Origin of the sequence: Engelhardtia mirabilis, assembly GCF_007748095.1 — a bacterium.
Lineage (GTDB): Bacteria > Planctomycetota > UBA1135 > UBA1135.
In genome coordinates, this window is the sequence record NZ_CP036287.1 from 5,213,872 (window position 1) to 5,228,023 (window position 14,152).

Below are 14,152 nucleotides of genomic sequence, written 5' to 3' on the forward strand. Positions count from 1 at the left end.
GGGTCGATCGATGGTCAGCCTGGACTCCGGCAACCGAATCGATGGCTCCGGGCTCGTTCCACCAACCGCCGCTGCAGGGTGGAGGGGCGGCCGCTCGACCCAGCGGGGGTGAGAGCGGGTCCCTCGGGGGTTGCCCTCCGAATCGGTCGCGGCATGTGCCTCGCAACTCGGCCCTTGCGGCTCGCGCTCCGTCGCCACGCCGATCGGCAGCCGATCGCCGGCATCGAGGGCCGCGGGCGCTCCGACCGGCCTGGGGCGAGTCGGAGCGGCCCTGCGATGTGGTCGGAGTCGCGTTCGAAGGTCGGGCGCGCGACCGAAACCCACGGCCCGGCGACCACCCGGCAGGGGGTAACCTCTGCGCCCGCGTCTGCTCCGTCGCCCCCGGGCGGAACCGCCCGAACGGAGCCGACGCACGACTCCCTGACCCCGCCGACCGATGTCTGAACCGACCCCCAACTCCGAGATCCCCCACAACCGCGGCCGCATCGACACCCGCGCGGTCCACGCGGGGCAGGTCTCGGACGAGCGCAACGGCGCGTTGATGACGCCGGTCTACTTCAACAGCACCTACGAGCAGGACTCGCCCGGCGTGCCGCGCCAGGGCTACGAGTACTCGCGCACGACCAATCCGACGCGCACCGCCCTCGAGCTGAACCTCGCCTCGCTCGAGTCGGCCGAGTGGGGCCTGTGCTTCGCATCGGGCCTGGCCGCGATCGCGTCGCTCTTGCACCGCTGCAAGGCCGGCGATCGGGTTGTCGCGGGCAACGACCTCTACGGTGGCACCCACCGACTGTTCACCCGCTGCTACGGACAGTTCGGGATCGAGTTCGAGTTCGTCGACTCGACCGACCTGGCTGCGGTCGAGGCCGCCCTGGCCAAGGGCAACGTGCGCTACTTGCACCTGGAGTCGCCCACCAACCCCCTGCTGCGCCTGGCCGACATCGAGGCCTGCGCCAAGCTCGCCCACGCGGCCGGCGCCCTGTGCGTGGTCGACAACACCTTCGCGACGCCCTACCTCCAGCGGCCGCTGGAGCTCGGCGCGGACCTGGTCGTGCATTCGCTGACCAAGTACCTGGGCGGACACTCGGACGTGGTCGGCGGAGCGATCCTCGGACGCGACCCGAAGGTCCGCGGAGAGATCGCCTACTACCAGAACGCGGTCGGCGCGCAGTTCGGTCCGATGGACGCGTTCCTGGTCATGCGCGGGACCAAGACCCTGGCCGTACGCATGGAGCGCCACTGCTCCAACGCCCTGGCTGTCGCGCGGCACCTGGAAGCCTCCGACCTGGTTGATCGGGTGATCTACCCCGGCCTCACCAGCCACCCCCAGCACGAGTTGGCGGGGCGTCAGATGAGTGGCTTCGGCGGCATGGTGTCGTTCGAACTCTCCGGCGGCGTCGACGCCGGCGTGGCCTTCTGCAACGCGACCGAGGTCTTCACCCTGGCCGAGTCCCTGGGTGGCGTCGAGTCGCTGATCGAAGTGCCGCCGATCATGACCCACGCCGCGATCCCGGCCCAAGAGCGCCGCGCGGCGGGCCTGCAGGATGGCCTCGTGCGCCTGTCGGTCGGCATCGAGCACGTGGACGACCTGCTCGACGACATCGATCGCGGACTGGCGGCGGCGGCCAAGACCCTCGCCAAGGCCAGCGTCAGGTCCTGATTCGGGGCGGCCCTCCCCTGCCCTCGTCGACCAACTCCCGATCAGTCGACTGCAGGGGCGGGTGGGGGCAACACCAAGAAGCGCAGCCCCTCGCGCTCGACAAGACGCGCGCCCGAGACCGAGGCCAACCGGGTCGAGAGTGCTTCCATGAAGGGCTCGATCGCGGGCTGCCGATCGAGGTACTCGCCCCAGTTCAGGTCCAAGACGAGACTCAGCCCGCTAGCTCGAGCGGATTCAACCTGCTGAGCGACACTCTCGGCAAACATCTCCGGTGCGGCGCCGAGAGCGGACGCCTCGTACAACTGCGGCCACAAGGCCTGTTCGGCGATGGCCTTCGATCGGCCGGACACCAGCTGTAGGGAGAGGTCGGCGCTCAGAACGACGGTTGGGCCCTCAGTCGTCGCCGAGACCACGCGGTACCGGTGATCGCCCCACGCGGCCTCCTCAATCGCCTGGTCAATAGGGAGCAGCCAGGCAACCACCGCGGCCTGGAGCACCACGAGCGGCCCAACGACTGTAAGGACCCGGCGCGAGGAGAAACGCTGCTCGCACCACTGCAGCAGTGACGCGGCGCTGTGAGCCATGAGCGGCGCGATCCCGAGAAAATAGCCACCGCTGGTCGAGACACCGAAGATGGTGAAGAAGACTCCGGCCACCAGCAGAGCGACACCCAAGGACGAGGACCTCGACCTCAGCAGGAGCGGCAGCCCAGCTACTGCTCCGACTGCGATCAACATCAGTGGTCCAAAAATCTCGTCGACGACGAAGCTCCATGAAGGCAAGCGGGCAAATTCGGTCAGAAGCCACAATGCCTGACCCGCGGCTCCGCCGCGGTCCACCGCGACGCTCATGGCCGAAGTCAGGAACAGAGCTGCGGCAGCAACGAGATCGCCGGCAAGGATAAAGGCGAGGTCCCGCCAGCTCGTAGCGTTGGCTCGCGAGAACGTCGACAGCACGGAACCGAGGGTCAAGCCCACCAGGACAACAGCATTCGAGCGATGTAGAAGGATCGCCGCCGTGGCCCCCAAGACCCAGACCGCCGCGCGGACTCCGCGACGACCGACCACCCCGCCGCCCAATGGCCAGCAGTAGGCCGCGATCGCACAGCCGAGCATCTGCTGGGTGTGCAGCTCCGGGAGGGACCCATGGAACCAAAGCCCCCATGTGCCCACCAATCCGGCCGTCGCCAACAGTGCTCCGAAAGCGCCGAATCGACGCATGCAGCTCGAGAGCACGAACCACAACGCGATCCCAGCAGCGAGGGCCGACACGAGGTGCAGCGCATCGAGTGCGCCAAGCTCAGGAAAGACCTCCATGCTGAGCCTCGCCGCCGGGAGGACCGCTGCGTGGAGCCACAGTGGTTGGTCGACCGAGGAGTCCACCAACTGTCCCACGAGTAGCGGAGCGTCACCCCACATCCAGCGCACTCGAGTTGCGTAGAGCGCTCCCGCCGCGAGCAGGCACAGCAGTACCGCCGATCCGAGGAGTTGCTTGGGTCGCATCAGACGCGAGGATACGGGTGTGCAGCGACCCCAGCTACCAGTGAACGGCGGGCTCGAGACCGGGTGATGCCGCGATCCGAGTTGGCCTTGGCCGTGGCACCCGCCGAACTTGCGCCAGGACCCATTGCACGAGGACAGGTGCGAAGCCACGGCGAACCGTCATGGACACACAGGAGTGAAGACCCAGAACTGAATGTCGCCCGGAAGTATTGCCTGAGCCCCGGAAGAAAAGAGCCCAGACGTCGAGGGAACTGCAGTCGTCGTCGAACCGGGCACGAACGTCTCGAAACGCTCAACTTCGTAACCTTGACAGCCACCCGCAAAACTCGGGTACTCAGCCGGATCGAAGACGAAGTCGTACTCGAATATCGCCTGCTCTCTCGAGACCCACGGATTGCAGACGGCGAGAGCGAGCCGGCCAGCGGCGTCCTCGTACATCCCGGCCACCAAGACCTCTTCCTGGTAGGCATGGAACTTCCTTAGCGAGTTCTCCGCTGTAATGGGCCCTGGCTTTGCAGAAAACTGGGGAGGGATCAAGTACGGGGAGTTCGCGGCACCGGGGAAGTGAATCAGGGGCTCCCGCCGCCGAGCACCATTGAAGAAGGGTTGCACCTGTGCACTCGAGAAAAAGCGCGCAAGGAACCCAGCTAAGTAGAAGTACTCCAAGCGTCCCCGATCGGCTAACGCGCTGGCCGCGCCCCCGGCCTCGATCGTTGCATTCACCAGATGCCCAAAGGTGATCACCTCACTGGCCAAAAGCCAGCAAGCCCGATCACGGTCAGCTGTCTCCTCTTCTTTTGCAATTCGAGCGGCCTTCGTGTGCGGGGCGATCGAGTGGGTAAATGGAATCACCACGGAGTTGGTGACGAGATCTGCAAACGGGAGTGAGATGGCCGACTGCATCGACAGGTCGGCGAGCACGTCACCAGCCGAATCAAGCACCAGCGCATCGGCGGGATCGCAGGGACCAGAACCGATCGTGCAGGTAGCCCCGAGGCAAACACAGGGAAGGGCGACGGAGATCGGCGGAGCGAGGTAATCGATCATGAAGATATCGATCACCTCGCCCAGCCGCGCCACCGCGCCCTCCGAAGACGAAACCAATCCCACCAGAGAAGGATCCACCACAACGGCCGCCTGCTCAGCTCGACGGACGAGGTCAATTCGCCCCTCAATAAACCAGCTTCCACCACCGGGCGCATGATTATGCGTAGTGTCATAACAAAGTGCCCCGCCGAGCTGATCGTAGTAGATGCCTGCGAAATCCGTAGCGACACTCAAGTCATCTACCAGGTCGACAAGCGCGCCGTTGTTCGAATACACACCGCCCCCCGTACCGGACCCGTCCCCGGCGAATCCATCTGAGGCAGGGCAACCTTGGCCAGAAACGTCGTCGGCCATCGTCAGCGGATTGTCGGCAGAGATATTTGGCCAGGCATACAAGATCAGCTGGCCATCGACACCAGCCACCAATGAGGCAGCGATGTCCAGCATCAGCTGCGTGGCGTTCGCCGCAGAGATCCCGATTGAGTGCTTGCTGTAGTCGATAGCCCACATTGACTGCACATAGGGCGCAATCACCGCGCCGTCTCGCTTGCCCGCCTCGCGGCAGCTCGCGCGAAACGATGGCATTCCGTCAAGATACCCTTTAAAATAAAATTCGCTGAAGAAGTCTGGATAGTGGCCACCAAAGAACCTCGCATAGACGTTCGGCCCAAACAATCGCTGGGCAAGGTAGGTTTCATCGACGAGTTCATCCATGATATCGACACGCGCTGCGGTCGAAATCTGAACATGGGCTGTCAATGCCTTCCCGCGTTCAGGCATGGGGTGGCTCGGATCACCTACGAATCCCTCATACCAGGGTCGACTTCCCAGGTAGTCACGGTAGATCTCGGTAACAGTCCACCAATCACCATTCGTCGCCCCCAGCCGGGTCGATGCCTGCTGCGTGATCCCGTTGCTCGAGTACACATCGGGCAATGCCTGGCGATGTGACATTCGAAAAACGGGCACCGATGAAGGAGTTTGTCGCGGCCCGACGCTCGCGTTATACACCTCTTCGTCGGCATCCGTCGTCAACATGTAAAGCAGGCGGCCCGACTCGTCGCCATAGAACCCAAACACCGGAGCCTCAATGTAGCCCGGCCCAGCCGATCCACCCACCCCAAAATTGCGTTGAAGCGGATTCTTGATCGCTATCCCGGACGTGTTGATGGCTGCAAACGCGAACCAGTCATCTCGATCGTCGGGAGTATCAGGCACCTCGTCGATCGTAGTCAGATTCACAATCGGAAAGTCGATCCAGATCGGGCGGGTCATACTCGATGGGTTCAAAGCGACATACGTCGCACTAACTTGACACTCAAGATAGTCCCCTCCCTGCGGAACGCTCCAAGTCGCCTTCACGGTGACGTCCAGAGAGCCTGCCGGATGGAGCGGGGGCACAAGAGTCCCAGAGTAGAGCAACTCCAGAGTCTGCGGATTACCAGGATTGACTACATGCCCAACCAGGAACCCGGCGTCGGGCGCGAGCGCGGTCTCCAACGGCTCTCCCGTAGTCGGGTGGGCGTCGCGGAATACGAGTTCCCAACGACCAGTCCCCTCCTCCAAGAATATCGGAGCCGACCACGAAGCGCTCTCGATCTTTCGAAGGTCATATCCGACGGTAGAAGGCTCAAAGGTCGCCGTGATGACACCATTGCCGATAGTTATGGGAGCCTGGGCATGAACCCGAGGGGAAAGCACACTGAATACTGCGACGAGCACTACACAGAAAGAGGCTGCGGATGTTGATTGCATAGGTCCGGAAAGCTGGAGACTAGAAGCCCGAGACAATGCTTGCGAACACCTCAGGCGCGCCGTCGCCGCGCCCGCGGTTGTCCCAGCAAACAACTCCCTGAACGCCCTTGAATTGAACCTGCGGATGACTCGATCCGCCCAGACCCGTCGAGGCAGCGCTCAGCGCCTGGGGCGCGACGGTCCAGGCTGCCCCGCCGTCCGATGTCGTCGCAAAGCGAATGTCATCCCAGACAAGATCGTACTCGTCCTGGTTCACGTTTCCGCGATACTGAGTCCAAGCCACAATCGCACGCTGGCCGGACGCGGCAATCGCAATCTTCGGAAGTCGAGACAGGGTGTTTGCCCCCACCTGGGGCCCGGGCAGATGGACCGAGTCACTCCAATCGGTCGCCGAGACGCTAGTATCCAGCGTGCTCACGTAAACATTGGAGAACAGGTATCCAAAGTCTCCCACCACAATGCCCGCGTAATGAGCGACATGGACAAGGCCACTCGTCATTGCCAGACTCGGACGAGTAGAACTTGCTAGGACTCCAACGCTCTGCTCGACTGAACTTACGGGTTGAACATCCGGCCATGTCGCTCCGCCAGATGACGAATACAATGCATAGACTGTTTGCGACTTCGCCACGAGGTCAGAGGATGCGAACGCGACCGCGACCCCTCGCTGGCCCTGAGTGTCAATCGACAAGAACGCAACTGATCCGGTCAGAGGACCGCCCGGCGCCTGCAATAGAGTTGCCGCGTCCAAATTCGCCGACGACTTGACGAAACGGGTCGCGAATGGCTCGAAGCGGACCGACTGCTGGCTGACGGTCAGCTCATTGCTCTTGAACGCCACGACGGCGTTTCCACTGTCGAGACCGCTGACGACGACTTCGTCCACCGCCTGTAGCCGTTCGACTGGCGAAGTCGCCTCGACGACCCGCGGCGTGTTCCAGGTCTGACCGGCGTCAGTCGACCAAGAGAGGTACCCACGGTCGATGATGTCGAGCTCGCCGCTACCCGAATCGCGAGAAACCTCCTGCTGTGACCAAGCGACATACAGCGTGCCGTCCCCCGCGACCGAGATTGCAGGCTCAGATACGAGAACCGAGCTGATGGGAGAGAGGGTCGAGACAGCCGTGGTGGCACCCCAGGTGGCGCCATTGTCGACCGAGGCCACAACGACGATCTGCTCCAGCCCCGATGGGAGATGTTCTGCCCAACCGACCATCACGTTGGCGCCGCTCGCGGCGATCGACGGATACCGAGCATCACTTCCCGACGTGTGGCGCGGCAGGGCCACGTCTGCGCCGGGCCATGCGGAGCCGGATGAGCTACTACGCCGCGTGAAGATCTGCCAGCTAGCACCTCGGTAGTCTTCCCAGACGAGGACGGCCTCACCCCCACTCGCGGCAACTTGGGGGTACTTCGATGAATCGACTCCGGGCTGCGACGATCCGCCAGCCAGCGGGTCCGCAGTGACCGCGGTCGCCTGCGCGCTCGCGGCCTGAGCGACGACGACTGCAAACGGGATTGCGAGCAGTTTCAACATGGTTGACTTATTGTTTGAGACGAGCGTGGGTCGCGCGAATCGCTTGGAACCGGCCTACGCCAACTCTGGTGTAGTGCTTGCGCTCGCACCGAGCAGCTTGAGCCACCACCTCAGAATTAGGTGAATGCGGGACGGTACGATTCGCTTCTCCTCTATTTCGTCGGCTTCGGTCTTTCGTCGGCCTCGGACCACCAAGTGCGAGCCTCGCAATGGGGCCAAGCGTGGCCTTGTTGATTGCCCAACATGGCTGGAGTGTTCCAGCACGGAGGCCGCTAGTCAACGAGGAGCGGTCGACCCCAGATCGAGCACTGCACTTGTCGGTTCGGCAATCCGGCAAGGACGGGCTCCTGGGACAGGGAGCGCAGGCGCCGCCACACTCAATCGCGATCTACCCCGCGGCGGTCTCGCTTCGGTCGCGTTCGCTGACGTCGGACGGCACGCGGTGCTATCGCGGTACGAACCAGAGCTCCACATGAAGGCACGTGTGAATCAACACTTGACTGTCAGATCTCCCGACGGGACGTCGGACACACTCTGGTAGCCCAGATGGCGGACAGCGACGAAGCCCGATCCGCCCCCATGAGTCCACTCGGAAACGACGCTTCGCACCCCGTCGAAATCCCCAGTCCTCAATACAGGGGCGCAAGGGACCAGCGCGACGGGTGAGCGCGCCGACGGGCGCGCCCTCAGCCCCTCCCGGCGGCCGAGTCGTCACCCGCGCGTGCCTGGCCGGATCCGCTCACCCGTCGCGCTGGCTTTGCATTCCACAAGTCGCCTCCCCTCAGTAGCACACTCGATGTTCGCTTGGTCGCGCGCTCTCGCGACACGTCAGTGGAAGGCTGCGCCGATCTTGAGCCCGGTTCCAGAAGAGGCAACCAGCAGGCTCGGGACCCCAATCGAGCGCGCCCACCTGGCGTGCGCGGCGTTGACTCTGCTGTCGATGATCCGATGCCCGGCTCGCATCGGGCGATACTCAGCCGCCCGCGCCGCGCGCTCAGAAGGGGCTGTTCGACTTCGGCGGCTCGAAGGGGTTCTTGGCCTGCTTCGTCGGCGGTGCTTCGTCGATCACTTCGGGCGGGGTCGGGGCCGGCTCTTCACAGACGCGCTCGCGCATCATGCGTCCGACCTTGAACTTCACGACGCGCTTCGACGGCACCTCGACCTTCTCGAGGGTGCGCGGGTTCTGGGCCCGGCGGGCGGCGCGCTCCTTGACCTCGAAGACGCCGAACTCGCGGAACTCGAGACGCCGACCGTGGGCCAGCTCGTCGATGATCTCGTCCAGGAACTTCTGGACGATGTCCTTGACGACCACCTTGGTCTGCCCGGTCTGCTCGGCGATTCGGTTGACCAGCTCTTTCTTGGTGGTCGTTCGAGGCTGCTGGCCAGTCATTCCGGGCGAGGGGGCAAAGGGGCGATCGAGGGTCGGGGGGGAGGACGAGTGCGGACGAGTGCGGCTGTTGGGCCTGAAGCGGACGGTCAGGGTGAGATCGCCGGCTCCGGGGGCCGGTAGCGCCGGTCTCACGCTGGACCAAGCTAGTCGGCTCCGATCCTCGTCCGGCTTTAGATTGTTGTCAAGCAAACACTTGCGACGGCTGTCAGCCCTGGGCCGAGCCCCCCGAGGGGCTCTCCAACAGGAACGTCGCGGGGCCGTCGCCCACCAGTTCGACCGCCATCATCGCTCCGAAGCGCCCGCGGGCGACGGCCAGGCCCTGGGCTTCGAGATCACGGGCGACCGCCTCGTAGAGGGGTTCCGCGACCTGCGGCGGGGCCGCGCGATCGAAGGAGGGCCGGCGCCCCCGTCGGCCGTCGGCGGCGAGGGTGAATTGGCTCACCACCAGCACCTCGCGGCCCAGCTCCAGGGCCGAGCGGTTCATGCGCCCCTGGTCGTCCGCGAAGACCCTGTAGCCCGCGATCCGGTCGGCGATCCAGCGCACCTCGGCTTCGCCGTCCCCCTGCATGACCCCCAGCAGCACCAGCAGGCCGGGTCCACAGGCCCCCACCACCTCCCCGTCGACCAGCACGCGGGCCCGGGAGACCCGCTGCACCACCGCCTTCAGGGCTGGACCTCCAGCTCGCCCATCGAGGCCTCCAAACGCGCCCGCTCGACCCGGGCGCGCTGGCCGTAGAGGAAGGCGCCGATGCGGTCGGCGTCCGGCGCGTCGACGGCCAGTTCCTCGACCCGGCGCCAGGCCACGGCGGCCGCGTCCGGGTTGCCGAGGCGGTACTCCTCGAGGATCGCGATCTGGACCCAGGGCAACAGGCGCGTCGGTGCCTCGACCCGCGCCCGATCGGCGTCGTCGCGGGCGCCTGAGAAGTCCCCCCGCCCCTCGCGGGCGGCGGCGCGCAGGACGAAGGCCTGGTAGCGGGGCTCGACGTCCAGGTCGTCGAAGTGCGGGTCCCCGATCAAGCGATCCAGCCGCTTCCGCGCGGCCTTGTAGCGCTCAGCCTCGAGCAGCGCGGCGGCCAGGTCCAGCTCCGCTCGATCGCGGGCCGTCGCGCCGACCAGAGGGTCGTCGGCGGTCTTCTCGAGCCAGCGCTCGAGGGCCTCGACGGCGAGTTCGTCCTTGCCCTCGCGGGCCAGGACCAGGGCCTCGAGGCGGCGGGTGCGGGCATGGCCGGGGTCGAGCTCGAGGGCCGTGTCGAGGGCCCGTCGCGCCTCGGACAGGCGGCCCAGCTTGAGCAGGGTGTGGGCGCGACCGAGGTGCGCCCAGATGCAGCCGGGCTCGTCGAGCGAGAGCACTTCCAACTGCCTCAAGCTGGCGCGGGCGTCGGGGTCCAGCCGGGCGGCCAGCAGCCGGTCGACGACCTCCGCGCGTTCGCGGGCGATGGCGTCGTACCAGCGCCACAGGAGCTCGTCCGGCGCATCCTGCTCTTGGCTGCGATTGGCCTCGCGCCAGGCCTCGAGCTCCTGTAGTTGGTCTCCGCGCAACACGGCGGCGAGGCGCGCGTCCTGCAGACAGACGGCGATTCCGGCGTGCAGTGGATCGCGCCGCTGAGCGGTCTCGAGCACGCGCGCCGCCCCTACCGCGTCGCGCTGGTCGAGCAGGGCTCGCGCCACGCTCAGACGCTCGTCTTGACCCGGGCTGAGCCGGTCGTAGGGGCCTGGCTGTTCGATCCACGGCGAGAGCCGGGGGCTCGAGCAGGCGGCGACCAGGGCCGCCAGGAGCAAGACCGCCAAGCGCGGGTAGCCGTGGGAGGGAAGTCGGGTTCGCTCGGACCTGGGCGTCACGGGCCCCAGGGTACCGCCGCGTGGTGCTCGAACCGCGGCCCACGCTGGGGTTGAGCGTCGGCGGTGCGCTGGAAGAAGGCGTCCCCGTCGGCGCGCAGCTGGACGTCGACGCGCCCGGGCCGCTGCAGGACCACCAGTCGCTTGGTGGCAACGAGCTTCCACGCGTCGAGCTGGGCCTCGATGACCGCGCCGGGCTGGACCACCCGGTACTCCTGCCACAGGCCCTGGCTGACGGTCTTGATCTCGAAGTCGACGTTGCCGGGATCCTGGCGGGCGACGAATTGCTGGGCCAGGCGGTCGGGTCCGGAGATCTCGATCACCTCGGCGATCAGCACGGACTCGTCATTGAAGGAGTCCGTCCAGGGGCCGGTCGTGAGCCGGGGCGGGGGCGGCACGCCTTCGCTGCTCTCCACCAGACCCTCGCCGGTGGTGACGCAGCTGGTGAGAACCAACGAGGAGAGGGCCAGACCGATGAGGTGCGCGGGCTGCATGGCGTCGGAGTGGGTGTCTCGATAGGAGGACCGCTCGGTCCCTTCGCCCCCTCATCGGCAGCGCGCCTCGATCAGCGGAGTCCGCAGGCGGCCAAGGCCCGATCCCGGGTCGCAGCGGCGCGCGCGCGGGCCTTGGCGGCGCCGGCAGCCAGGATCCGGTCCAGCTCGGCGGGGTCGCCGAGCAGCTCGTCGCGGCGGGCGCGGGCCTCGGCGAAGTGCTCTTCGATGCCCTCCGTCAGGCGCGCCTTGAGGTGCCCGTAGCCCGGTGCGCCCTCGCCGCCGGCCCGCAGGCGAGCGCTCCATTGCTCGAACTCGGCGTCGTCCAGGAAGAGCTTCATCAGGTCCATCAGGACCACCGACTCCGGCTCCTTGGGCTCTTCCGGGGGACGGCTGTCGGTGACGACCCGGTTGACCCGCTTCTTGAGGGCCTTGCCGGTCTCGAAGATCCAGATGCCGTTGTCGTAGCTCTTGCTCATCTTCCGGCCGTCGAGCCCGATCACCCGCTGCAAGTGCTCACCGCCGGCCGCAAGGACCGCCTCGGGGCGCTTGAAGACCTCGCCGTAGCGGCCGTTGAAGTAGCCGCCCATGTCCTGGGCCATCTCCAGGTGCTGCACCTGGTCCTTGCCGACCGGCACCCGGTCGGTGTCGTAGGCCAGGATGTCGGCGGCCATCAGGATCGGATAGGTGAACAGCCCGACCGAGGGCTTGATGCCGTTGGCCACCTTGTCCTTGAAGGAGTGGGCCCGCTCGAGCAGCCCCATGCCGGTCACGCAGGACAGCATCCAGGTCAGCTCGGTCACCTCGGGCACGTCGCTCTGCCGGAACAGCACCGCGCGCTCCAGGTCGAGGCCCAGGGCGATGTAGGTCACGGCCACCTCGCGCACCAGCTCCCGCAGCACCACCGGATCGTGGATCGAGGTCAGGGAGTGGTAGTCGGCGATGAAGTAGAAGTGCTCGCCGTCCGTCCTGGCCGCCTCCACGTGCTGGCGCAGGGCGCCGAAGTAGTTCCCCAGGTGGGGTCGGCCGGTGGGCTGAATGCCGCTCAGGTAGGTCGTCATCGCAAGGGTCGGATCGGGCGTCGCGGCGGTCGCGGGGCGGCGGACTCTACCAGCCGCCCGATCGACGCGGAAGGCGCGCAGGGCCGCCGGCGAGGCCGTCCCACCGGACTGAGAGACCTGGGTACGAGGGTCACAGAAGGCTCGGATCGCCGCACCGCGGACGCTAGGGTGCCAGCGCGAGAACCGCCGCCGTGACCCACCGCTCGCCCATCGGACGAACACGTCCCCGCGTACCCACCGCATCCATGCGCCGCACGGTCCTCGGAAGCTTGCTGCTCGGACTGCTGTGCGCCTGCGTCGCGCCCGGCGCGGACATCCAGCTCGCGCCCGTCTACACCCGCGCCACGCCCCCCGGTGGCGCCACGGTGCACGAGGCGTTGGGTGGCTTCGTCCACGCTCGCAGGGATCCCAGCGGCGACCGCTGGCAGAGCTTCGCCCTGCGCCCCCTGTTCGGCTGGCGTAGGGGTTGGGTCGATCCCTCCGACTCGCCCGAGCCCGAGCGCGACTGGCATCCCGAGGGCCCCGACGACCTGCGCGTGGACTGGCTCGCGCCGCTGGGCTATTGGAAGAGCCACGACGACGAGATCCGCTCGCTCTTCGCGCCGATCTACTACTGGCGCTCGGCGGACGCGATCCGCACCGGCGCGCGCGAGTGGGAGATCCTCTCCCTGCCGCTGGTCTACCTGGCCCGCAACGACCGCGGGGCCAACAAGACGGCCTGGTTCCCCTTCTACGGCGACCTCGACAAGTTCCTGACCTACGACACGGTTCGCTTCGCCCTGTTCCCCCTCTGGAGCTCGGCCTCGCGCAGGGACTTCACCCATCACAACGTCCTGTTCCCGATCTTCGGCTGGACCTGGAACCACGCCGACGGGGTGCAGAAGCGGCGTCACCTGCGCGTCTGGCCGCTCTTCTCGTACCACGCGAAGCCCGGCTACTGGATGCGCTGGTTCTTCCTGTGGCCGATCTTCCACCGCAGCATCGACGGCCTCGACAAGCCGCCGGAGCAGCGCCTGTCGAAGTGGGCCGCGTTGCCCCTGTTCGGCTGGACCGAGCGCGGCACCTACCGCTCGATCAGCTTCCTGTGGCCCTTCTTCGGGTACGCCTGGGATCCGCGCGGCGCCGAGCCCGGGCCCGACGCCCCCGCTGGTGCCGAGGCCCCCGGCGCCTTCTGGGCCTGGGACGGCCCCTGGCCCTTCGTGCGCCTGCAGGGCGGTGGCCGCGACCCGCGCGCGCAGGAGCGCATCCGGCTGTGGCCCTTCTACTCGTACTTCCGCGCCGACGACCTGGAGTGGCGGACCTACGCCTGGCCCTTGGTCCACGACCGTGAGGAGTTCGGGCCGGGCTTCCACCGGGCGAGCTTCTACGTCCTGCCCTTCTATCGCGGATCCCAACTGATCCGCGACGAGCCCGACGACACCGGGCGCGGGCGGCGCGAGGACATCGCCCACCTGTGGCCGCTGATCCACAGCGAGCGGATCGACGACTGGCGCCGCGACGCGGTCCTGGCGATCTGGCCCCTGGCCCGCAACGACCTGATCCGCCACTACTGGAGCTGGATCTGGGAGCTGTACGCGATCGAGCGCAACGGGGACGTGGTCAGCCACCGCTCCTGGCTCGGGCTGTACCAATACGCGACGGACGGCGACGAGGAGCGGAAGTCCTTCTCCGGGCTCTATTCCCGGCGGAGCTGGGGCTCGGGGGCCACTCGAGTCGTCGAGCGATCCGTCCTGTTCGGGCTGATCCGCTGGCGCAGCGGTCCCGGCACCGACGACGCCGGCGTGATGCCCCCGGCCCTGCCCGGTCCCGGTTGGCCCGCGGAGTGGGCCTCGGCAGGTGATTCCGTGGGGTCTCCCCGCGTACCTTGAGCGCC

At 66.7% G+C, this 14,152-nt stretch carries 10 protein-coding genes; 2 read left to right on the plus strand and 8 right to left on the minus strand.

Translation table 11 applies throughout. From position 1 onward, the window contains the following. Positions 1-436 precede the first annotated feature (436 nt). Complete coding sequence (locus tag Pla133_RS19215; RefSeq protein ID WP_145068225.1) at positions 437-1,660, plus strand: cystathionine gamma-synthase; 1,224 nt, start codon at positions 437-439, stop codon at positions 1,658-1,660. 41 nt (positions 1,661-1,701) lie between these two features. Here Pla133_RS19215 and Pla133_RS19220 read toward each other — a convergent pair whose 3' ends face one another. From Pla133_RS19220 to trpS, 8 genes are all read right to left on the minus strand, one after another. After that, on the minus strand, positions 1,702-2,976 hold the full coding sequence (locus Pla133_RS19220; RefSeq protein ID WP_145068227.1) for a hypothetical protein: 1,275 nt from the start codon (positions 2,974-2,976) through the stop codon (positions 1,702-1,704). Positions 2,977-3,321: 345 nt separating this feature from the next. After that, on the minus strand, positions 3,322-5,484 hold the full coding sequence (locus Pla133_RS19225; protein WP_145068229.1) for a DUF6259 domain-containing protein: 2,163 nt from the start codon (positions 5,482-5,484) through the stop codon (positions 3,322-3,324). Between the two features lie 499 nt (positions 5,485-5,983). Beyond that, on the minus strand, positions 5,984-7,501 hold the full coding sequence (locus tag Pla133_RS19230; RefSeq protein ID WP_145068231.1) for a sialidase family protein: 1,518 nt from the start codon (positions 7,499-7,501) through the stop codon (positions 5,984-5,986). Between the two features lie 994 nt (positions 7,502-8,495). Further along, a complete protein-coding gene (locus Pla133_RS19235) occupies positions 8,496-8,891 on the minus strand; it encodes an HU family DNA-binding protein (protein ID WP_145068234.1) in 396 nt (131 codons plus the stop codon). 205 nt (positions 8,892-9,096) lie between these two features. After that, on the minus strand, positions 9,097-9,558 hold the full coding sequence (dtd, locus tag Pla133_RS19240) for a D-aminoacyl-tRNA deacylase (protein ID WP_145068236.1): 462 nt from the start codon (positions 9,556-9,558) through the stop codon (positions 9,097-9,099). Then, entirely contained in the window at positions 9,555-10,730 is a 1,176-nt protein-coding gene (locus tag Pla133_RS19245; RefSeq protein ID WP_419191735.1) for a tetratricopeptide repeat protein, read from the minus strand. The genes dtd and Pla133_RS19245 overlap by 4 nt, the downstream gene beginning before the upstream one ends. Then, on the minus strand, positions 10,727-11,221 hold the full coding sequence (locus Pla133_RS26565) for a hypothetical protein (protein WP_419191736.1): 495 nt from the start codon (positions 11,219-11,221) through the stop codon (positions 10,727-10,729). The genes Pla133_RS19245 and Pla133_RS26565 overlap by 4 nt, the downstream gene beginning before the upstream one ends. A 71-nt stretch (positions 11,222-11,292) precedes the next feature. Then, positions 11,293-12,279 (minus strand): tryptophan--tRNA ligase, encoded by a 987-nt coding sequence (gene trpS / locus Pla133_RS19250; RefSeq protein WP_145068240.1) that lies wholly within the window; start codon positions 12,277-12,279, stop codon positions 11,293-11,295. A 245-nt stretch (positions 12,280-12,524) separates the two neighbouring features. On the opposite strand from trpS, the gene Pla133_RS19255 reads away from it, so the two are divergent. Next, positions 12,525-14,147: a hypothetical protein gene (locus tag Pla133_RS19255; protein ID WP_145068243.1), complete on the plus strand. Its 1,623-nt coding sequence runs from the start codon at positions 12,525-12,527 to the stop codon at positions 14,145-14,147. Positions 14,148-14,152: the final 5 nt, after the last annotated feature.